At 68.9% G+C, this 22,143-nt stretch carries 15 protein-coding genes; 6 read left to right on the top strand and 9 right to left on the bottom strand.

Translation table 11 applies throughout. The features are described from left to right. The first annotated feature begins 28 nt into the window (after positions 1-28). The 4 genes from ftsH to VRZ77_RS03510 all read left to right on the top strand — a co-directional run bounded on the left by ftsH (position 29) and on the right by VRZ77_RS03510 (position 6,355). Complete coding sequence (ftsH, locus tag VRZ77_RS03495) at positions 29-1,948, top strand: ATP-dependent zinc metalloprotease FtsH (protein ID WP_414591322.1); 1,920 nt, start codon at positions 29-31, stop codon at positions 1,946-1,948. A gap of 241 nt (positions 1,949-2,189) precedes the next feature. Beyond that, complete coding sequence (locus tag VRZ77_RS03500) at positions 2,190-3,587, top strand: nucleobase:cation symporter-2 family protein (protein ID WP_414591323.1); 1,398 nt, start codon at positions 2,190-2,192, stop codon at positions 3,585-3,587. Between the two features lie 158 nt (positions 3,588-3,745). Then, the gene (gene glmM, locus VRZ77_RS03505) at positions 3,746-5,089 is read left to right on the top strand and encodes a phosphoglucosamine mutase (RefSeq protein WP_414591324.1); all 1,344 of its coding nucleotides are present in this window, start codon (positions 3,746-3,748) and stop codon (positions 5,087-5,089) included. A 168-nt stretch (positions 5,090-5,257) separates the two neighbouring features. Continuing rightward, positions 5,258-6,355, top strand: coding sequence for a patatin-like phospholipase family protein (locus VRZ77_RS03510; RefSeq protein WP_414591325.1), 1,098 nt, complete (start codon positions 5,258-5,260; stop codon positions 6,353-6,355). Positions 6,356-6,363: 8 nt separating this feature from the next. On the opposite strand, the gene choV is transcribed toward VRZ77_RS03510, so the two are convergent. The 3 genes from choV to VRZ77_RS03525 form a co-directional block, all read right to left on the bottom strand. Continuing rightward, complete coding sequence (gene choV / locus VRZ77_RS03515) at positions 6,364-7,557, bottom strand: choline ABC transporter ATP-binding protein (RefSeq protein WP_414591326.1); 1,194 nt, start codon at positions 7,555-7,557, stop codon at positions 6,364-6,366. Between the two features lie 11 nt (positions 7,558-7,568). Further along, positions 7,569-8,417 (bottom strand): choline ABC transporter permease subunit, encoded by an 849-nt coding sequence (gene choW, locus VRZ77_RS03520; protein WP_414591327.1) that lies wholly within the window; start codon positions 8,415-8,417, stop codon positions 7,569-7,571. 191 nt (positions 8,418-8,608) lie between these two features. Next, positions 8,609-9,568 (bottom strand): choline ABC transporter substrate-binding protein, encoded by a 960-nt coding sequence (locus tag VRZ77_RS03525; RefSeq protein WP_414591328.1) that lies wholly within the window; start codon positions 9,566-9,568, stop codon positions 8,609-8,611. Between the two features lie 397 nt (positions 9,569-9,965). Here VRZ77_RS03525 and betB point away from each other — a divergent pair, with 397 nt between their 5' ends. Beyond that, positions 9,966-12,098: a betaine-aldehyde dehydrogenase gene (gene betB / locus VRZ77_RS03530; protein ID WP_414591329.1), complete on the top strand. Its 2,133-nt coding sequence runs from the start codon at positions 9,966-9,968 to the stop codon at positions 12,096-12,098. After that, positions 12,098-13,774, top strand: coding sequence for a choline dehydrogenase (gene betA, locus VRZ77_RS03535; protein ID WP_414591330.1), 1,677 nt, complete (start codon positions 12,098-12,100; stop codon positions 13,772-13,774). Before betB ends, betA begins: the two co-directional genes overlap by 1 nt. A gap of 45 nt (positions 13,775-13,819) precedes the next feature. On the opposite strand, the gene VRZ77_RS03540 is transcribed toward betA, so the two are convergent. From VRZ77_RS03540 to VRZ77_RS03565, 6 genes are all read right to left on the bottom strand, one after another. Continuing rightward, the gene (locus VRZ77_RS03540; protein ID WP_414591331.1) at positions 13,820-14,584 is read right to left on the bottom strand and encodes an electron transfer flavoprotein subunit beta; all 765 of its coding nucleotides are present in this window, start codon (positions 14,582-14,584) and stop codon (positions 13,820-13,822) included. After that, a complete protein-coding gene (locus tag VRZ77_RS03545) occupies positions 14,581-15,765 on the bottom strand; it encodes an electron transfer flavoprotein subunit alpha/FixB family protein (protein ID WP_414591332.1) in 1,185 nt (394 codons plus the stop codon). Before VRZ77_RS03545 ends, VRZ77_RS03540 begins: the two co-directional genes overlap by 4 nt. Further along, positions 15,762-17,666, bottom strand: coding sequence for a DUF3483 domain-containing protein (locus VRZ77_RS03550; RefSeq protein WP_414591386.1), 1,905 nt, complete (start codon positions 17,664-17,666; stop codon positions 15,762-15,764). Before VRZ77_RS03550 ends, VRZ77_RS03545 begins: the two co-directional genes overlap by 4 nt. A gap of 124 nt (positions 17,667-17,790) precedes the next feature. Continuing rightward, positions 17,791-19,830 (bottom strand): FAD-dependent oxidoreductase, encoded by a 2,040-nt coding sequence (locus tag VRZ77_RS03555; RefSeq protein ID WP_414591387.1) that lies wholly within the window; start codon positions 19,828-19,830, stop codon positions 17,791-17,793. A 244-nt stretch (positions 19,831-20,074) separates the two neighbouring features. Next, complete coding sequence (locus VRZ77_RS03560; protein ID WP_414591333.1) at positions 20,075-20,899, bottom strand: YoaK family protein; 825 nt, start codon at positions 20,897-20,899, stop codon at positions 20,075-20,077. Positions 20,900-21,037: 138 nt separating this feature from the next. Beyond that, positions 21,038-21,994 carry a GlxA family transcriptional regulator gene (locus tag VRZ77_RS03565; protein ID WP_414591334.1) on the bottom strand — a complete coding sequence of 319 codons (957 nt, stop codon included), beginning with the start codon at positions 21,992-21,994 and terminating at the stop codon, positions 21,038-21,040. Between the last annotated feature and the right edge of the window lie 149 nt (positions 21,995-22,143).

The raw sequence follows: 22,143 nt of genomic DNA on the forward strand, positions 1-22,143 counted from the left end.
GGTGCTTGCCGGCGCCGAGAGGAACGAGATGAACGCCAATATTCGGAATTTCGCCCTTTGGGTGATCATCGTTCTCCTGCTGCTGGCGCTCTTCTCGCTGTTCCAGAATCCGGCGCAGCGCCAGTCGGCGAACGACATCAGCTTCTCGCAGCTCCTCACCGAGGTCGATAACGGCCGGGTTCGCGATGTCGTGATCCAGGGCCCGGAGATCACCGGCAGCTTCACCGATGGCCGCGCGTTCCAGACCTATGCGCCGAGCGACCCCGGCCTCGTTGACCGTCTGTACGGCAAGGGCGTGTCCATCACCGCCAAGCCGCTGACCGACAATGTGCCGTGGTTCGTCAGCCTGCTGATCTCCTGGCTGCCCTTCATCGCGCTGATTGGCGTGTGGATCTTCCTGTCCCGGCAGATGCAGGGCGGGGCCGGCAAGGCGATGGGGTTCGGCAAGAGCCGCGCCAAGCTGCTGACCGAGGCGCATGGCCGCGTGACCTTCGAGGACGTGGCCGGCATCGACGAGGCCAAGAGCGACCTCACCGAGATCGTGGAATTCCTGCGCGACCCGCAGAAGTTCCAGCGTCTCGGCGGACGCATCCCGCGCGGCGTGCTGCTCGTCGGCCCGCCCGGCACGGGTAAGACCCTGCTGGCCCGCGCCATCGCGGGTGAGGCCAACGTGCCGTTCTTCACCATCTCGGGTTCCGACTTCGTCGAAATGTTCGTCGGCGTCGGCGCCTCTCGCGTGCGCGACATGTTCGAGCAGGCGAAGAAGAACGCGCCCTGCATCATCTTCATCGACGAAATCGACGCGGTCGGTCGTCATCGCGGCGCCGGTCTCGGCGGCGGCAATGACGAGCGCGAGCAGACCCTGAACCAGCTCCTCGTCGAGATGGACGGCTTCGAGGCCAATGAGGGCATCATCCTCATCGCCGCGACCAACCGCCCCGACGTGCTGGACCCGGCGCTGCTGCGTCCCGGCCGCTTCGACCGCCAGGTCATCGTGCCGAACCCGGACGTGGTCGGCCGCGAGCAGATCCTCAAGGTCCACGCCCGCAAGGTGCCGATCGCCCCGGATGTGAACCTCAAGGTGATCGCGCGCGGCACCCCCGGTTTCTCGGGTGCCGATCTCGCGAACCTGTGCAACGAAGCCGCCCTGATGGCTGCGCGCCGCAACAAGCGCATGGTCACGATGAGCGACTTCGAGGACGCCAAGGACAAGGTGATGATGGGCGCGGAGCGCCGCTCGCTGGTCATGACCGAAGACGAGAAGATGCTGACCGCCTATCACGAAGGCGGCCATGCCATCGTCGCGCTCAAGGTCCCGGCGACCGATCCGGTGCACAAGGCCACCATCATCCCGCGCGGCCGTGCCCTCGGCATGGTCATGCAGCTCCCCGAGCGTGACAAGCTCTCCATGAGCTACGAGCAGATGACCTCGCGCCTTGCCATCATGATGGGCGGGCGCGTGGCGGAAGAGCTGATCTTCGGCCACGACAAGGTCACCTCCGGTGCCGCCTCCGACATCGAGCAGGCCACCCGCCTCGCCCGCATGATGGTTACGCGCTGGGGCTTCTCGGACAAGCTCGGCCAGGTCGCCTATGGCGAGAACAATGACGAGGTGTTCCTCGGCATGTCGATGCAGCGCCAGCAGAACGTCTCCGAGGCCACCGCCCAGACCATCGACAGCGAAGTGCGCCGTCTGGTGGACGAAGGCTACGCCGAGGCGACGCGCATCCTGTCCGAAAACAAGGACCAGCTCGAAGCGCTGGCGCGCGGCCTGCTGGAGTACGAGACGCTCTCGGGCGACGAGATCATCGGCCTGCTGGACGGCAATGCCCCGGTACGCGACACCACGATCGAACCCGCGCACACGCGTGGCTCGGTGGTACCGAGCGCGGGTAAGAACCGCCCGCCGCGCCCCGATGCCGGCATGGAGCCCCAGCCGCAGGCGTGATGCCCGGCTGTTGACACCGATCCGATGAAAGCCCCGGCCTCGCGCCGGGGCTTTTGTTTTTTGTGACCGTCGGCCGGCGACGGGCAGCTGAACGGCAATGACCCGCCTCCGCTTCTTCAGCACCCGCACCCGGCTCCGGACCCTCAGTGAATACTGTCTGGCCCGCTCTTGGCACGGAGATTGAATACAATTTCCGTTGGGGGATGTGCCGGCGCGCCGGCCTTGAGCTGGAGAGGTTCTGATGACGGAAAAGGTCCACCCGGTCGACGAGATGCTGCCCTGGCCGCGCCTCGCCACGCTCGGCCTCCAGCATGTGCTGGTGATGTATGCCGGCGCGGTGGCGGTGCCGCTGATCATCGGGCGCGCGCTCAAGCTGCCGCCGGAAGACGTCGCCTTCCTCATCAGCGCCGATCTGTTCGCCTGCGGCATCGCCACGCTGATCCAGTGCCTGGGCGGCTTCGGCTTCGGCATCCGCCTGCCGGTGATGATGGGCGTCACCTTCGCCTCGGTCGGCCCGATGCTCTCCATGGGAGCCGACCCCGAGATCGGCCTGCTCGGCATCTACGGCTCGGTGATCGCCGCCGGCGTGTTCGGGATTTTCGTCGCGCCCTTTGTCAGCCGGCTGCTGCCGCTATTTCCTCCGGTGGTCACCGGCACCATCATCCTCATCATCGGCGTCTCGTTGATGCGGGTCGGCATCAACTGGGCGGGCGGCGGCCTGCCGATGCTGACCAAGGTGGTCGACGGCGTGCCCGGCTCGTTCCCCAACCCGAATTACGGCCAGCTCGGCGGGCTCGGCATCGCGCTGTTCGTGCTGCTGGTCATCCTCGGCCTCACCAAATGGGGCGCCGGCTTCCTCGCCAATGTCGCGGTGCTGCTCGGCATCGTCGCCGGCTGCGTGCTCGCGAGCCTGCTCGGCGTGATGAATTTCGAGAAGGTTGAGGCGGCGGACTGGGTGGGCATCGTGATGCCGCTGCATTTCGGCATGCCGACCTTCCACCTGGTGCCGATCCTGACCATGTGCCTGGTGATGATCGTGGTGATGATCGAATCGGTCGGGATGTTCCTCGCGCTCTCGGACATGACCGGCCGGAAGGTCGACCGCGCCGCGCTCACCGCGGGCCTCAGGGCGGACGGGGCGGGAACGCTGATCGGCGGCATCTTCAACACCTTCCCCTACACCTCGTTCTCGCAGAATGTCGGCCTTGTCGGCGTCACCGGCGTGCGCTCGCGCTTCGTCACCGCGACCGGCGGCGTCATCATGCTGGTGCTCGGCCTGCTGCCGAAAATGGCCTCGATCGTGGAATCGGTGCCGTTGGTGGTGCTGGGCGGCGCGGGGCTGGTGATGTTCGGCATGGTGGCGGCGACCGGGGCGCGCATCCTCGCCAATGTCGATTTCCGCACCAATCGCTTCAATCTCTACGTGGTGGCGATCTCGATCGGCTTCGGCATGATCCCGCTGGTGGCGCCGAACTTCTTCAAGAACCTGCCGCACGCGTTCCATCCGCTGCTGGAATCCGGCATCCTGCTCACGGCGATCGTCGCGGTGGCATTGAATGCCTTCTTCAACGGCGTGCGCTCGACGCAGGAGGCCGAGGCGGAGGTCGCGGCGGCGGCCGCGGCGGTGGAGCACGGCTGAGGCGCACCCGCTCCGCGTGTCTGCAAGGAGCGCTTACACTTTGTGAAGCGTTCTCCGCGATTGTGAATGCTAAATGAAGCATGGGCGGCTCGTGCGCGAGTCGCCTGTTCGGGGCCGGGCCGGCGCCTTCTGCCGGCGGCCACAGCATGAGGCATGTCATGGCGCGCAAATATTTCGGCACGGACGGCATTCGCGGCCGGGCCAACGGGGTTATCACGCCCGACCTGGCGCTGCGCGTCGGCATGGCGGCCGGCATGGTGTTCCAGCGCGGCGAGCACCGCCATCGCGTGGTGATCGGCAAGGACACCCGCCTCTCCGGCTACATGATCGAGAATGCGCTGGTCGCCGGCTTCACCTCGGTGGGCATGGACGTGCTGCTGCTCGGCCCGATGCCGACGCCGGCGGTGGCGATGCTCACCCATTCCATGCGCGCCGATATCGGCGTGATGATCTCCGCCTCGCACAACCCGTTCGACGATAACGGCATCAAGCTGTTCGGCCCCGATGGCTACAAGCTTTCAGACGCGATCGAGCATGAGATCGAGGAGCTGATGGACGCGGACCTGTCGAGCCGCCTCGCCAAGCCTGCCGATATCGGCCGCGCCAAGCGCATCGAGAGCGTGCACGCCCGTTACATCGAGTTCGCCAAGCGCACCTTGCCGCGCAATCAGTCCTTCGACGGCATCCGCGTGGTGGTGGATTGCGCCAATGGCGCGGCCTATCGCGTGGCGCCGGAAACGCTGTGGGAGCTCGGCTGCGATGTCGTGACCATCGGCGCCGATCCGGACGGCTTCAACATCAACCGCGAGGTCGGCTCCACCGCGCCCGAGGCGCTGGCTGCCAAGGTGCGCGAGGTGCGCGCCGATATCGGCATCGCGCTCGACGGCGATGCCGACCGCGTGCTGATCGTCGACGAGAAGGGCCATCTGGTGGATGGCGACCAGCTCATGGCCGTGGTCGCGGAAAGCTTCAAGCATGACGGGCGACTGTCGCGCGACGGCGTGGTGGCAACCGTGATGTCCAATCTCGGGTTGGAGCGGCATTTCCACTCGCTCGGCCTGTCGCTGGAGCGCACCCCGGTCGGCGACCGCTACGTGCTGGAGCACATGCGCGCCCACGGCTTCAATGTCGGCGGCGAGCAGTCCGGCCACATCATTCTGTCGGATTATTCGACCACCGGCGACGGGCTGGTCGCCGCGCTCCAGGTGCTCGCCGTGGTGCAGCGCCTCGGCCGCCCGGTCTCCGAGGTCTGCCACCGCTTCGACCCGCTGCCGCAGATCCTCAAGAACGTGCGCTACAAGAAGGGCCGTCCGCTGGAGAGCGAGATCGTGATCAAGGCGATCGCGGCGGCGGAAGAAAAGCTCAACAGCCATGGCCGCCTGCTGATCCGCCCGTCCGGCACCGAGCCGGTGATCCGGGTGATGGGCGAGGGCGACGACCGCGCGCTGGTGGAGCGCGTGGTGGACGACGTGGTGGAAGCGGTCGGCCTCGCGGCGGCGTAGAGCGCCGCGCAGGGGCGCCGTGGGAACTCTAACTTGGCGCCGCGCCAAGGGCACTGTGCCTCAGCCCCGTGATGCCCGCCATCGACGTCTGGACATCGTCCCCGCGCCGGCAGACCCTGACGCGCAGCGGCGCGGCATGAGGCGCGCCTGTCTGGGAGGTGCCGTCCTATGTTGTCCCGTCGAAGCCTGATCCAGGCCAGTGCCGGTCTTGCCGCGTCCTCGGCGCTCTCTCTTGCCGCTCCCGCCCATGCCGCTGAGACCGACGTGCCCGACACGCCGCTGGCGCAGATGGCGGAGGGTGTGTCGGACGCCCTGTTCGATGGCGACGGGCTGGCGCGGGTGGTGCCCGATACGCCCACGGTGTCCGATCTGGCGAAGGGGCTGGACCGCACGCTGGTGCTGGGCGGCGGCGGCGAATATTACGTCGCCTGGTATTGCGGCTTCTTCCACGGGCTGCTGGAGCTCGGCGTGAACCCGGCGGAAAGCGCGCAGATGGTGGTCGGCACCTCGGCGGGCTCCTATATCGGCTCGTCGCTGCTCTCCGGCCGCTTCCTGCAGTTGCGCAGCGAATTCGATTTCTTCGGGCACTTCCCGGGCCTGTTCGCGAAGCTCGCGCCGGTCACCGCGCCCAATGCCAGCCAGAAGCGGGCGCAGGAGATCAATTTCAAGGTCACCGATGGCAGCGCCGAGACCATCCGCGCCATCGGCCACGCCGCGCTGGCGGCGGACAACCACCTGAACGGTTCCGGCGTCGAGCGCCTCGCCTGGCTGCTCACCGGCGACAGCCGCACCGGCTGGCCGACGCCAAAAATGTTCACCACCTCGAACGACTGCTACACCGGCGAGCGCCTCGTGGTGCACAAGCCGGTCGCGGACCGCAACGCCATCCCGCTCGCCCATGCCGCGGCGGCCAGTTCCTCGCTCCCCGGCGTGATCGGCCCGACCCAGCTCGGCCAGCGCTTCGCCATGGATGGCGGCATCTCCAAGGCTTGGGCCCATACCGACCTCGTGGCCGGCTCGCAGCGCGCTTTGGTCATCACCCTGACCAATGGCTATGAGGGTAGCCTGCTCACCGGCATCCCGCACGACATCCACAAGGAGATCGCCGCGCTGGAGGCGGTCGGCACCAAGGCGAAGCTGATCATCGCCGGCACGCCGCCGGGCGTGAACCTGCTGGACCCCGGCCAGATCGCGCCCGCCTTGCGCGCGGGCTATGAGCGGGCCAAGGTCGAGGCGCCGAAGATCCGGGAATTCTGGGGCCTTTAGCCGGCGGCTCAGCCGTCCAGCCGGCGCAGCAGGCCGCGATAGATTTCGTCGTCATCGCACAGTCCGGCCAGCGTGCCGAGCTTGTCGACCAGCAGGATCGGCAGGTCGGTGTGGCGCTTGAGCTCGATCGCCGCCTTCAGCTTGAGGTCGACCGGCGCGACGATACAGTCGGCGTTGCGCGCCAGCGTATCGTCGATCACGCCGGCCTCGCCATCGGCGCTGGCGAGCAGGCCGACGCGCCCGTCGAGATCCAGCGAGACCGGCCGGCCCTCGCCGTCGACCTTGACCCGCACCCGGCCTTCCTTGTCGAGCATCACGCAGTCGCCCTCGCGCGGCAGCGAGGTGGCGGGGCGCATCACCGCCGTGCCGCGCAGCACGTTGAGCGGGTTCATGTGCTTCACGAATTCAGCGACATAGGCATTGGCCGGGCGCAGCAATATGTCTTCCGCCGTGCCGGCCTGCACGATGCGCCCGCCTTCCATGATCGCGATCTTGTTGCCGAGCTTCAGCGCCTCGTCGAGGTCGTGGCTCACGAACACGATGGTCTTGTGGATACGGCGCTGCAGGTCGAGCAACTCGTCCTGCAACTTGTCGCGGATCAGCGGGTCGAGCGCGGAGAACGGCTCGTCCATCAGGAGGATGTCGGCGTCGGTGGCGAAGGCGCGGGCGAGGCCGACGCGCTGCTGCATGCCGCCGGAGAGTTCGTTGGTGTATTTCTCGGCCCAGTTGGTGAGGCCGACCATAGCGAGCTTCTCGTCGACGATGCGGGTGCGCTCGGCGGCCGGCATGCCGCGCAGCTCCAGCCCGAAGCCGACATTGTCGCGCACCGTGCGCCAGGGCAGCAGGCCGAACTGCTGGAACACCATGGAGACGGTGTGCATGCGGATGTCGCGCAGCGTGGCCTCGTCGCAGCGCGCGACATCGACGGCGCGGCCCTTGTGCTCGACCAGGACCTCGCCGCGCGCCACCTCGTTCAGCCGGTTGATGGCGCGCAATATGGTGGACTTGCCGGAGCCGGAGAGCCCCATCAGCACGCAGATTTCCCCGCGCTCGATGGTGAGGCTCACCCCCGCCGCGCCGAGCACCGAGCCGGTCATGGAGAGGATCTGCTCGCGCGAATGGCCGGCGTCGATCAGGGCGAGCGCGCCCTTCACGTCGTTGCCGAACACGATGTCGATGTTGCGGAATTCGACGGCGGGCATGGCGGCTTCCCTCAGCTCTTCTTGCGTCGCTCGGGACGCTTGCACACCCGATCGAGCACGATGGCGAGCACGACGATGGCGAGACCCGCCTCGAAGCCCATGGAGATGTTCACCGAGTTCAGCGCCCGCACCACCGGCTTGCCGAGCCCGTCGGCGCCCACCAGCGCCGCGATCACCACCATGGAGAGGCTGAGCATGATGCACTGGGTGATACCGGCCATGATGGTCGGCAGCGCATAGGGCAGCTCCACCTTGAACAGCAGCTGCGTCTTGGTGGCGCCGAACGCCTTGCCGGCCTCGTAAAGGTTCGCCGGCACCGAGGAGATGCCGAGATGGGTGAGGCGGATCGGGGCGGGGATCGAGAAGATCACGGTGGAGATCAGTCCCGGCACCGCGCCGAGGCCGAACAGAACCAGCGTCGGAATGAGATAAACAAAGGTGGGAATGGTCTGCATCAGGTCCAGCACCGGGCGCAGCGCGGTGTAGAGCCAGGGCCGGTGCGCGGCGGCGATGCCGATGGGCACGCCGATCACCACACAGACCAGCGTCGCGCAGATCACCAAAGAGAGCGTCTCCATGGTGGCTTCCCAATAGCCCAGATTGGTCACCAGCAGCAGCGCGCCGAGGATGAACACGGTCAGCCCGATCGAGCGGTGCACCAGCCAGGCGGCGAGGCCGAACAGCGCGATCAGCAGCAGCGGCGGCACGAACAGCAGCGCGCTGGTGAAGCCGGAGATCAGCGTGCCCAGCACCAGCGAAATCAGGTCGAACACGTCCTGACCATGCTCGGTGAGGAAGTCGACGAAGCTCTTCAGCCAGTTGCCCAGCGGGATCTTGTGCTCGGTCAGCCAGTCATACATCGGGCGCTCCCGCAGGTGGAGGAGAAGGCGAGCGGCGATTGAGGGCAGGCGTGCCGCGGCCCGGCGGGTGCCGGCGCCGCGATCCGGTCGTCATCCCGGACGGCCAAAGGCCTAGCCGGGATGATGTGGATATCGGAAGCGCGCCCCCGGCTTCGCGTCGCTTCGGCCGGGATGACGCTTACAGGCGGACCTCAGAGGCCGAGGGCCTTCTTCACCGCCGGAACGGCGGGCTGGCCGGAGAGGGTGGTGACGCCGTCGAGCCAGGGCTCCCACACGGTCGGGTTGGCCTTCAGCCACTTGTCGGCGGCCTTGGAGGGTTCCATGCCGTCGAGCAGGATGTAGCCCATCACCACATTCTCGGTACCGAGCGAGAACTTCAGGTTCTTGATGAAGCGCCCGACATTGGGGCACTCGGTGGTGTAGCCGGCGCGGGTGTTGGTGAAGACCGTGGCGCCGCCATAGTTCGGGCCGAACACGTCGTCGCCGCCTTCGAGATACTTCATGGTGAACTTGGCGTTCATCGGGTGCGGCTCCCAGCCGAGGAACACCACCGCTTCCTTGCGCTTGGACGCGCGCTCGACCTGCGCCAGCATGCCCTGCTCGCTGGATTCGACCAGATCGAAGCCCTTCAGCCCGAACTTGTCGTCCTTGATCATGTCGAGGATCAGCCGGTTGCCGTCATTGCCGGGCTCGATGCCATAGATCTTGCCGCCGAGCTTGTCCTTGAACTTGGCGATGTCGGCGAAGGACTTGAGGCCCTCATCATAGAGATAGGCCGGCACGGCGAGGGTGTATTTCGCGCCTTCGAGATTGGCGGAAAGCACCTCGACCGACTTGTCCTCGCGATAGGGCTTGAGGTCGGCTTCCATGGTCGGCATCCAGTTGCCGAGGAAGACGTCGATGTCCTTGGTCTGCATCGACTTGTAGGTCACCGGCACCGAGAGCACCTGCGTCTTGGGCGTGTAGCCCAGCGCTTCCAGAATCGAGGAGGCGAGCGCGGTGGTGGCGGTGATGTCGGTCCAGCCGACATCGGCGAATTTCACCGCCTTGCAGGCGGCGGGCTCGGCCGCATGGGCCGGGGAGATGGCCGCAGGTGCCGCCAGAAGTGTCAAGCCGAGGGCGGCCGTCGCGAGATACGTGAAGCTGCGCATGTTTCCCTGTTCCCGTTCGCTGCAAGTGCCCGGCTCCGTTACCGCCGAAGGCAAGCCGTGCCGACATGGTGCGGCGGGAGGCTCTTGAGTCGGCGGGTCTGTCCGGCGTCTTGTCCCCGGCAGTCTAGCCGGAAGGTAAGGCTGTTGCATCCCGGCCGTTAACGGCTCTCTTGAACAGTTATTCAATAACGAAAAATGCCCTTTGTCATGCGCAATTTTCAATCATGAGAATCGTTTATTTGAGCGGATTTGATGCATGGTTCCGGGAAGACTCGTCGCTCCCCCGCAGTGGCGCGATTTGGTCTGCTGCGGCTGCGAAGGGGCTTTTCGGCGGCGTGAACTGAGTTATATTGTACGCACGTTCAATAAGATTGCAGCGCCGCGACGGAGCCCGCTCATGGCCAGGGCCACTGCCTCCCCCCCTCTCGCCGCCCCGGCGCTCTGTGCCGAGGACGACGCCCGCCGGCGCGAGCCGGAGGATGTGCGCCGCCGCCAGCTCATCGAGGCCACCATCGATTCGCTGGCCGAGGTCGGCTTCAACGCCTCGACGCTGGCGCAGATCGCGCGCCGCGCTGGTGTCTCGCCCGGTCTCGTCGCGCATTATTTCGGCGACAAGGACGGGCTGCTGGAAGCCACGCTGCGCTTCCTCTCCGCCCGCATCGCCCGCGACACCGCGAGCCGCCTCGCCCAGGCCCATGGCCCCCGCGCCCGCATTCAAGCGGTGATCGAGGCGAACCTCGCGCCGGAGGAGTTCGACCAGCGCACCTCCAGCGTCTGGCTCGCCTTCTGGGGGCAGGTGCTGCATTCGGCGCGGCTGCGGCGGGTGCAGAAAGTCTACCAGTCCCGCATGCTGTCCAATCTCAGCCATGCCCTGCGCGGGCTGGTGGCGCCGCAGGAGGCGCGCCGGCTCGCCATCTCCATCGCCGCGGTGATCGATGGGCTGTGGCTGCGCTCCACCCTGTCCGCCACCGGGGAAACCAGCGCGGCGGGCGCGCTCACCGTTGCCTCCGCCTTCGTCGATTCACAGATCGCCGCCGCCGTGCCGGCCGGCGCGAAAGGTTCCGCCATGACCGTTCCCTCCCTGCACCGCAATCACATTGCCGGCGCCTATATCGAAGGCTCGGGCCGCAGCTTCGAGACCCGCAACCCGGCGACCGGCGAGGTGCTGGCGAAGATCGAGATCGCCGGCGAGGCCGAGGTGGACGCCGCCGTCGCCGCGGCCCGGGCGGGCCAGAAGGTCTGGGCCGCGATGACCGGCGCCGAGCGCGGGCGCATCCTGCGCCGAGTCGCTGACACGCTGCGCGCACGCAATGACGAACTCGCCCGACTGGAAAGCCTCGATACCGGCAAGCCGATCCAGGAAACCAGCGTGGTCGACGTGCTCTCCGGCGCCGACTGCCTCGACTATTACGCCGGCATCGCGCCGACGCTTTCCGGCGAGCACATCGACCTCGGCCCCTCCGCCTTCGGCTACACCCGCCGCGAGCCGCTGGGCGTGGTGGCGGGCATCGGCGCGTGGAACTATCCGCTGCAGATCGCGTGCTGGAAATCCGCCCCGGCGCTCGCCTGCGGCAATGCCATGATCTTCAAGCCGGCGGAGCTGACCCCGCTCACCGCGCTGAAGCTCGCCGAGATCATGAGCGAATGCGGCGTGCCGGATGGCGTGTTCAACGTGGTGCAGGGCTTTGCCGAGACCGGCCAGATGCTCACCCGCCACCCCGGCATCGCGAAAATCTCGCTCACCGGCGAGGTCGGCACCGGCAAGCGCGTGATGGCGGACGCCAGCGCCACGCTGAAGCACGTCACGCTGGAGCTTGGCGGCAAGTCGCCGCTGATCGTGTTCGACGACGCCGACCTCGACGACGCGGTGTCGGCCGCGCTGCTCGCCAATTTCTACTCGGCCGGCGAGGTGTGCTCGAACGGCACCCGCGTATTCGTGCATTCCGCCGTGCACAAGGCGTTCCTTGAGAAGCTCGTGGCGCGCGTCAAAAAAATGGTGGTCGGCGATCCGCTCGACCCGGCGACGCAGGTCGGCGCGCTGATCTCGCCCGAGCACATGGACAAGGTGCTGTCCTATATCGCGAAGGGCAAGGCGGAAGGCGCAAAGCTGCTGGTCGGTGGCCATCGCGTCACTGACGGCGCGCTGGCGAAGGGCGCCTTCGTCGCGCCGACCGTGTTCGACGGCTGCGCGGACGGCATGAGCATCGTGCGCGAGGAAATTTTCGGCCCGGTGATGGCGGTGCTGTCCTTCGAGGACGAGGACGAGGTGATCGCCCGCGCCAACGACACGCCCTTCGGCCTCGCGGCCGGCGTGTTCACCCGCGACCTCGCGCGCGGCCACCGGGTGATCGCGCAGCTGGAAGCCGGCACCTGCTGGATCAACCATTACAACATCACGCCGATCGAACTGCCCTTCGGCGGCGCCAAGCAGTCCGGCCTCGGCCGCGAGAACGGCAAGGCGGCAATCGAGCACTACACCCAGCTGAAAAGCGTCTACGTCAATCTCGGTCGCGTCGAGGCGCCCTACTGATGGCCGCGCACGCGCCGGGGACCGGGGAGTTCGACTACATCATCGTCGGCGCTGGCTCGGCCGGCTGCGTGCTGGCCGACCGGCTGTCAGCGGACGGCACGGCGCGCGTGCTGGTGCTGGAATTCGGGGGCTCCGATCGCTCGATCTTCATCCAGATGCCGAGCGCCCTGTCGATCCCGATGAACATGGCGAAGTACAACTGGATGTATGAGAGCGAGCCCGAGCCGGGGCTCGGCGGGCGGCGGATGCACTGCCCGCGCGGCAAGGTGCTGGGCGGCTCGTCCTCGATCAACGGCCTCGTCTATGTGCGCGGCAATCCGGCGGATTTCGACCGCTGGCAGGAGGAGGGCGCGCAGGGCTGGTCCTATGTCGACGTGCTGCCCTATTTCCAGCGCGCCGAGAGCCGCCAGGAGGGCGGCGACAGCTATCGCGGCGCGGACGGCCCACTCGCCACGCGCTATGGCCCGCTGAAGAACCCGCTCTACAACGTGTTCGTCGAGGCCGCGCAGCAGGCCGGCTATCCCGCGACTGACGACATCAACGGCTATGCCCAGGAAGGCTTCGGCCGGATGGACATGACGGTGAAGGACGGCGTGCGCTGGTCGGCGGCGAACGCCTATCTCAAGCCGGCCATGTCCCGCTCGAACCTCAAGGTCGAGACCCATGCCCGCGTCACCCGCGTGCTGTTCGAGGGGCGCCGCGCGGTGGGCGTGGCGTGGGAACGGGGCGGCGAGCGCTTCGAGCATCGCGCCTCGCGCGAGGTGATCCTTTCCGGCGGGCCGATCAACTCGCCGCAACTGCTCAAGCTCTCCGGCGTTGGCCCGGCGGCGGAGCTGCGCCAGCACGGCATCGAGGTGGTGGCGGACCGGCCGGGGGTCGGGGAGAATCTGCAGGATCATCTGGAATTCTATTTCCAGGTCGCCTGCACGCAGCCGGTCACGCTCTATTCGTCCATGGGCCTGTTAGCGCGCGGGCGCATCGGGCTGGAATGGCTGCTGACCAAGCAGGGGCTGGGCGCCACCAACCATTTCGAGAGCTGCGGCTTCATTCGCTCGCGGCCGGGGGTTCCCTATCCCGACATCCAGTACCATTTCCTGCCGCTCGCCGTGACTTATGATGGCAAGGGGCTGGCCTCCGAGCACGGCTTCCAGGCCCATGTCGGGCCGATGCGCTCCAAGAGCCGGGGCTGGGTGCGGCTGAACTCGGCCGACCCGGCCGACAAGCCGAAGATCTTCTTCAACTATATGAGCCATGAGGATGACCGCATCGAGATGCGCGCCTGCGTGCGGCTCACGCGCGAGATTTTCGCGCAGGCGGCGTTCGATCCCTGGCGCGGGCGCGAGATCCAGCCGGGGGCGGAGATCGCCACCGATGAGGCGATCGACGCCTTCATCCGCGACAAGGTGGAAAGCGCCTATCACCCCTCCTGCACTTGCAAGATGGGCGCGGTGGACGACCCGCTCGCGGTGGTCGACAGCGCCGCGAAGGTGATCGGCGTCGAAGGGCTGCGCGTGGTGGATTCCTCGATCATGCCCTCGGTCACCACCGGCAATCTCAACGCCCCGACCATCATGCTGGCGGAAAAGGCGGCCGATCATATTCGCGGCGTGCCGCTGCTGGCGGCGTCCAACGCGCCCTATTATAAGCCGGCTAACTGGAAGGTGGCGCAGCGCTGACGGGCTGTTTCCCCGGCGGGGAGAGGGAGCCGGAGGGGCGCCGCCTCAGCGCCGCAGCACGCCGATTGCGCGCAGATGGCCGAGGATTTCCCGCGCCGCCTCCTCGGGTGCCGGGTCCACCAGCAGCCGGCCGCCGCTGCTGGCCGCCTGCGTCGCCGCCTTCAGCCGTTCCGCCGCGCTGGCGCCGGGCGCGGCCCGGGCGATCAGCTTCGGGCGCGGGCGATAGGGGCGCTCTTCCATTTCGCTCGCAGTCGCCGGGGCGGGAGCGACGTCGCGACGCTCGATCGTTCCCCGCCGCGCCGCGGCGAAGGTGAAGGGCAGGGCGGGCGGCGCGGCCGGATGCACCGTGAGCAGCGCCGGCAGCCGCAGCACCACGCGGCGGCGGACGCCGCGCGGCAAGGCCTGCTCGACGGTGAGCGTGCCGTCGTCGCCGGCCGCCAGCGCCGCCGCGTCGGCGAGGATCGGCCGGCCGAGCCGACGGGCGAGCGCATAGGGCAGCAGCCCGCTTTCCTCGGAGCCCTGCCCGACACGGCCGGCGAGGATGAGGTCGGGCGCGAGCGCGTCCAGGGCGTCCGCGAGAGCCGGGAGCGGGTCGTCCCCCGCCGCCATGCGCAGATGGATGAGCCTGCCCAGCCCATGGCCGAGCACGTCGAGCGGCGCGCCGTCAACCGGGCCGGCATGAAGCCCGATCACCTCGTCCGCGCCGGCCAACTCGCGGGCCAGCCGCAATGCCTGAAGCTCTACCGGCACCGGGCAGGGCGTGCCCGAGGCGGGATGGCGCCCGGCGGAAAACAGCACCACGATCTTCATGGCTCGTCCTCCAGCGCCGCGATCAGCGCCGGCATCACCTGTTGCGCGTCCGCGATGATGGCGAGACCCGCGCGCTCCACCATGGCGGCGTGGAGGTCGGTGTTCACCGCCACCACATGCTCGCAGCCGGTAATGCCCTGCAGATGCTGCGGCGCCCCGGCAATGCCGAGCGCGAGATAGCAGGTGGCGTTCAGCACCGTGCCGGACGCGCCGACCTGCGCGCTGCGCGGCATCAGCCCGGCATCGCACAGCATGCGGCTGGCGCCAGGCGTGGCCCGCAGCGCCCGGGCAAGGTCGAGGAAGCTCGCAATGTCGCTGACGCCGTTGCCGGCCGACACCACGAATTCCGCCTCGCCGAGCGGCACGGTGGCGGGATCGGCCGGGATGATCTCGGCCGAGACAATGGCGCCGCCACCGGCTTCCGGTGTCGGCAGCTCGACAGCAAGCGCCTCGCATACCGGCCCGGCATAGGGCGCGAGGCTGTCGGCCACCAGCGAGATCAGCCGTGGCGGGGCGCGGCGCTGCTCGATGCGCCGGCCGCGCGCGGGGCGGGTGACCAGCTTGGGCGTCAGGCTCTCCGCGCCGGCGAACAGGGGCTCGCCCAGCAGAGCGGCGACGCGGCGGGCGAGGTCGCCGCCTTCCGCGCTCTCCGCGAACAAAGCGTGGCGGATGTTCAGGCTTTCCAGCGCCTGCGCCACCACAGCGGCCCGGACCTCGGGGTCATAATCCGAGGACGTGGCGACGAGACCGAAGCGATCCGCGCCGGCATGGGCGAAGTCCTCGCCGCCGGTTTCCGCCAGCACCAGCACCGCCCCGTCCTCGCCCGCCAGCAGATGCGCGGCGCCGAGGAGCTGGCGATCGAGCGGGGTGAGGCGTCCGCCCGGCGCGTCCGGCACCACCGCGACGAGGAAGGCCGGCGCGGCGACGACGCGTGTCTGGACAGTGGATTCGCTCGGCGAGGTCGCCTCGTCGCGCACCGGACGCACGCTGCCGCGCGACAGCCGGTCGAGCCGGGGCCGCACGCCGCCGGGTACCAGCAGCGCCTCGATTTCCGCGCGCGGGTCGCGGCGCGGACGGCCTGACACCGGGAGCGACGCCTCGCGGCTGAAGCGCGGCCGCGCGCCGCCGGCGATGCGCATCGCCTCGCGCTCGGCGCGCGGATTGCGGCGCAGCCGGCTCATCGCGCGGCCTCCGCCACCGGCGCGGCTTCCACCGCCATCAGCACCAGCTCGGCGAGATCGTGCACCGCCGGGCGTTCGCCGGTGACGCCTTCCAGCATGGCCGAGCATTGCGGGCAGGCGACGGCCACGATCCCCGCGCCGGTCGCTTTCGCCTGTCCCATGCGCAGGTCGGGAATGCGGGCGTCGCCCTCGATGTCGCTGACCGGCGCGCCGCCGCCCCCGCCGCAGCACATGGAGTGCCGGCCCGAGCGTTCCATCTCGACGCGCGCGACGCCGAGCCGGTCCAGCAGCCGGCGCGGGGCGTCGACCTCGCCATTGTAGCGGCCGAGATAGCACGGGTCGTGATAGGTCACGCGGGCCTCGGCGAGCGCGCCGACGGGAAGCCGCCCCGCCGCCACCAGCTCGTCGAGCAGCGCGCTGTGATGGATCACCTCATAGGCGCCGCCGAAGGCGCGGTACTCATTGCGCAGCGCGTGGAGCGCGTGCGGATCGGCGGTGAGGATGCGGCCGAAGGAATGGCGCGCCAGCGTCGCGACATTGGCGCGGGCGAGGCGCTGGAATCCGTCCTCGTCGCCGAGCCGGCGGGCGAGATCGCCGCAGTCGCGCTCCTCCTCGCCCAGCACCGCGAAATCGACGCCCGCGCGCTTCAGCAGCGCCACCAGCGCGCGCAAGGTGCGGCCGTGGCGCAGGTCGTAGGCGCCCTCGCCGAGCCAGAGCAGGATGTCGGCATGGCCGCCCTCGCGCAGAAGCGGCAGGTCCAGCCCCGCGGCGAAGTCAGTGCGGGCACCTAGCGCCCGCCCGCCCGGCTCGTCGGCATAGCGCAGCTCGGCGAGCGGGCGGCTCGCCTTTTCGGGCAGGGCGCCGAGCTCCAGCGTCTGGAAGCGGCGCAGATCCATGATCGCGTCGACATGCTCGATCATCATCGGGCATTCCTCGACGCAGGCGCGGCAGGTGGTGCAGGACCACAGCGTGTCCGGGTGGATCATCGCCCCCGCGCCGACGATCGGGCGCTCCGGCCCGCCGATCCCGGCGACCGGGCGCGCATTCGGGTAGGGGCTGCCCGTATAGGCGGCGTTGGAACCGCCCGGCTGCATCGCGGTGACGAGGTCCTGGATCAGCCGCTTGGGGTTCAGCGGCTGGCCGGCGGCGAAGGCCGGGCAGGCGGTCTCGCAGCGCCCGCACTGGATGCAGGCATCGAAGCCCAGCAGCCGGTTCCACGCGAAATCCGCCGGCGTCGCGACCCCTAACCGGGGAGCGCCGAGATCCAGCGGCACCAGCGCGGTCTCGCGCACGCCGTCGAAGCGCGCCGGCCGGGGATGGGCGGCGAGATGCAGCGCGCCGGCAAAGGCGTGGCGCATCGGCCCGCGCCCGATCTGGAGCGCGAGCCAGCCACCTCCGAACGCCGCCAGCACAAGGCCGATCCAGCCGAGCGGCGCCAGCGCGTGCCCGAGCGCGGCGTCCAGCGCGACCAGCAGCGCACCCGCGCCATAGGCGACCAGCGCGAAGGGCAGAAGCTGGAATTTTCCGCCCGAAAGCCGTGCCGGCTTGCGCGGGTAGCGCCGCCGCCCGACCATGATGCCGCCGGCCAGCGCCAGCGCGAACAGGAGGGCGGTGGCCGACCAGACGAGGCGTGACTCGGTCAATCCGGCCAGCAGCGCGAGGCCCGAGCCGCCCAGCAGCCCGCCCGCCGCCAGCGCATGCATGCGTGCGGCAGAGGGATCGCGCCCGACGACATGGTGCACGTCGACGAGATAGCGCTTCGGCACGGCGAGGAGGCCCGTCACCCAGTCGACCTTTGCCGCCCGCCCGCTTCGCCACAGCCGGGCGCGGCTTGCCGCCAGCGCGGCGGCGATGACCGACAGGCCCAGAATGACGAAGGCGAGGCCGGCGCCGACGCTCATCATCGCCCCCCGGTTCCGCGGGCCCCGCGTCGAGCCCGCTGCCGGTCGCGGAGAGCCACGGCGACCCGATTTCTCGCGGGTGGGCGTCGCGCGGCGGGCGGCGGGGGAGTGGCGCGCATGGCCCTCACAGGTCCTTGCACAGGCGCAGGGAATCGTAGAGCGCGGCGTGGATGTTGCGCCCGGTCCAGGCGTCCCCGACGCGATAGAGCGCGAATCCCTTCTGCCCGCTCCAGCGCTGCGGGAGGCCGGCCACCAGCGCGTCGAGGTCGGTCTCGCCATCGTTCACCGAGGCGCCGCGCAGCGCCTCGAACAGGGCGTTCACCGGCAGCGTGCCGTAATCGGCGACCACGCGGTCCACGACGCGCTCCTCCTCGGCCTCGGTCATGGTGTTGCGCAGCGCGGCGATCAGCCGGTTGCCCTCCGGGTAGACCTCGATCAGCTCCATGTTCGGGCTCATTACCACGCCGAGCTTGTAGAGCTCGCGCAGGTGCACCGGCTTGTTGGTGGTGCCGACCTCCTGCGCGATCTGGAGGTCGTGCGTCGCCATCTCGACCAGACAGCCGGCTTTCGCCAGCACCTCGGCGGTGGAGGCGGCGTTGTGGCCGCCGATCTCGTCATAGAGCAGCACGGAGCCGGTGGGCTGCACCCGGCCGGCGAGTACGTCGGCGGTGGTGACGATGTGCTCGTGGCCCTTGGCATGGCCGTGCTGTGGCAGGCCGCCGGTGGCGATGATCACCACCTCCGGCGCCTCGGCCAGAATGTCGGCCTCGCTCGCCTCGCGGCCGAGGCGGATGTCGACGCCCTTCTTTTGCACCTGCGCATAAAGCCAGCGCGGGATGCCGGAGAGCGCCTCGCGCCAGGTCGCCTTGGCGGCGATGTTGATCTGGCCGCCGACCGCCGTCTCCTTCTCGAACAGCACCACCTTGTGCCCGCGCTCGGCGCACACGCGCGCGGCCTCAAGCCCCGCCGGGCCGGCGCCGACCACGACTACCTTGCGGGCCTGCGCGGCGCGGGGGACGACGTGAGGCATGGTGGCCTCGCGCCCGGTCGCGGCGTTCTGCAGGCACAGCGCGTCGCCGCCGACATAGATGCGGTCGATGCAGTAGCCGGCGCCGACGCACTGGCGGATGTCGTCGTCGCGGCCCTCCATCAGCTTCTTCACGAGGTGCGGATCGGCGATATGGGTGCGGGTCATGGCGATCATGTCGACATGGCCCTCGGCGACCGCGCGGGCGCCGGTGGCCAGATCTGTGACGCGCTGGGCGTGGAATACCGGCACTTCGACCTCGCGCTTGATCGCGCTCGGCAGGAACAGGAACGGCGCCACCGGGAACGACATATTGGGCAGCGAGACGGCATGGCTCATCTCGTCGCGCGCCTGCCCGCCCATGATGTTGAGGAAATCGACCAGCCCGTCGCGGGCATAGGTGGCGGCGATCTCCACGCAGTCCTCATGGCTGAGGCCGTCGGCAATCATCTCGTCGCCGGACATGCGGATGCCGATGACGTAATCGTCCCCCGCCGCCTCGCGCATCGCCTCCAGCACCTCGCGGCCGAAGCGCATGCGGTTCTCCAGCGAGCCACCATACTCGTCGCTGCGCTGGTTGACGCTCGGCGACCAGAACTGATCGACCAGATGGCCATGGGCGGCGGAAATCTCGCAGCCGTCGAGCCCGCCCTCCTTGCAGCGCCGCGCGGCCTCGGCGAAGGCGCGAACCACGCGGCGGATGTCGTTCCTGTCCATCTCGCGCGGAATGGTGCGCGAGGCCGGCTCGCGGCGGGGCGAGGCGGAGAGGGTGGGGAACCAGTTCTCGGTGTCCCATTTGGTGCGCCGGCCCATATGGGTGAGCTGGATCATCAGCTTGGCGCCGTGGGCGTGTACGCGCTCGGCGAATTGCTGGAAATAGGGGATCACGCTGTCGTCGGCGACGGAGATCTGGTTCCACGGCGCCGCCGGGCTGTCGATGGCGACCGAGGAGGAGCCGCCGAACATGGTCAGCCCGATGCCGCCCTTGGCCTTTTCCGCGTGATAGAGCTGGTAGCGCTCCTGCGGCTTGCCGTCCCGGCCATAGCCGGGGGCGTGCGAGGTCGACATCACCCGGTTGCGGATGGTGAGGCCCTTGATGGTCAAGGGCTTCAGCAAGGCCTCGGCATTGGCGATCATGGTGCCCGCGCGCGCTCCCTCCAGAGCATTTTCCACGAAAGTCGATCGACCTTCGCGAAGAGAAAATGCTCCGGCTCATTGAATCGAGAGCACTTTCCTGTCGATCGGACGAGTGTGTCCGATCGGAAAGGGCTCTAACCGGCGATCCCGGTCATGGTGGCACGATAGGTCGCGCGCGCCTATGCCGAACAGAACGATTGCGCCATCGGGCCGGTAGCGTTGCGACCCGTTCGCTCCACGCCGTTCAACGGCGCATGCGGCGCAGCAGATGGAGGATCAGCGAGGGGCCGGCCAGCACCAGGATCAGCAGCGCCAGCGGCACCGAAAAGATGAAGCCGACATAGTTGAACCCCAGCGCGCCGACCACGCCGCCGCAGAAGAACAGCGCCAGGAACATGGCGAGCAGCTTCAGCTTCTCGCGGTCGGCCATCACCAGCGGCACGCCGGCCGGGCGGCGGCGGTGGTTCATGTAGAGCAGCTTGCCGAGCTCGATTCCCATGTCGGTGACCACGCCGGTCATGTGGGTGGTGCGGATCTTGGCACCGGACATCTTGGTCACGGTGGCGTTCTGCAGCCCCATGATGAAGCACAGCACCGCGACGGCGAGAAACAGCGCGAGGCCGGAATGACGCGCATAGCCGCCCAGCGCGCCGAAGGCCAGAAGCAGGAAGGCTTCCAGCGTCAGCGGAATGGCGTATTCGCTGCCGGCGTGATGCAGCCGCGCCCAGTTGACCATGATCGCCGAGCACGCCGCGCCGAGGATGAAGGGCAGCAGCCCGCCGAGCCCGGCCAGCACCAGGCCGGAGGCACCGAGCACGAGATTATCCGCCATGGCCGAGACGATGCCGGACATGTGCGAGGTGTATTGCCCGACCGCCAGCAGCCCGCCGGCATTGGTGGCGCCGGCGACGAAGGTCATGGCGAGGCCGAGCCGGGCGTCGGCGAGCGGGGTGCGCTCGGAGGCCAGCATCCCGGCGGCCATGCCGGAATAGCGCGCGGCAAGGCCGGGCGGCAGCTCCCGGACGGTGTTGGCGTCGCGGGGCGGCAGATCGGGAGGCGACACGTTCATTCGCGTGCGTCGCGGGGGTGACCCGCCTCCATCAGGAACCCGGGGCGAAGCGCCGGGACGGCGCTCCAGACCTTCGGACCCACGCGACTTAGCAAGCTGCGCGCCAGATGCGCAAGCGAGGCGCCGATGCGGCACGCGCTAGGCAGACCGGCGCTCGCCGCTTGGCGGGTGGCCGAAGCGCCGGGCATAGACCGCCGAGAAGTGCGCGGCGGAAGCGAAGCCGCAGGCCAGCCCGACATCGGTGACCGAGAGCGGGGAGAGCCGCAGCAATTCGCGCGCCCGCTCCAGCCGTAGTCCCAGATGATAGGCGGCGGGCCCCATGCCGAGATCGCGGCGGAACAGGCGCTCCAGCTGGCGCTGCGAGACGTCGAGCCGGCGGGCGATGGCTTTGACGCCCGGCGGGCGCTCGATCGCCGCTTCCATCAGCTTCACCGCGCGGGCGAGTGTCGGGTCGGCGAGCACCGGGCGCGGCCGGGCCGCGGGCTTGCCCCGTCCCGCCCGCGCGCCGGCGCGGTCGAGGATGAACTGCTCGGACACCTTGTCGGCCAGACCCCTGCCGCCATGCGCCTCGATCAGTTCCAGCATCATCTCCAGCGGGGCGATGCCCCCGGTGCAGGTGAGCCGGTCGCGGTCGATGGCGTAGGCGTCCTCGACGAACGCGACATGGGGGAATTCCTCGCGCACCGCCGCAAGGTTCTCCCAGTGCACGGCGCAGCGGTGAAAATCGAGCAGCCCGGCCTCCGCCAGCACGAAGCCGCCGGTGCACAGCGCCCCGAGCGCCGTGCCGCGCCGGCTAAGCCGGCGCAGCGCGTCCTCGATGGCCGGGGTCGCGGCGTGGCGGATGTCGACGCCTCCGCACACCAGCAGCAGGTCGAGCGTGCCGACTTCGGACAGCGCGCGGGTGGGGGAGAGGGTGAGCCCGTTGCTGGCGCTCGCCGGCTGGCCGTCGATCGTCACCACATGCCAGGAATAGATCGGGTGTCCGGCGACGTAATTGGCCATGCGCAGCGCTTCCAGCGCGTTGGCGCAGGCGATCATCGAATGGTTCGGCAAGGTGAGGAAGCCGATGCGCCGGAGCGATGCCAGGTCGGACACGTAAAGGGCCTCGGGTCACATGATTCCAGTTCGGCGGCGTGACGGATCGAGCGTCGTTCTGCCGCCGCGCGGGGCAAGGGTAAACCGATTGTCAGCATTTGCTTCAGAAATACCTGTCATCGGTCATGGGTGTGCGCCAGTACCGCCGC

This window comes from Ancylobacter sp. G4_0304, from assembly GCF_047501495.1.
Taxonomy (GTDB): Bacteria; Pseudomonadota; Alphaproteobacteria; order Rhizobiales; family Xanthobacteraceae; genus Ancylobacter.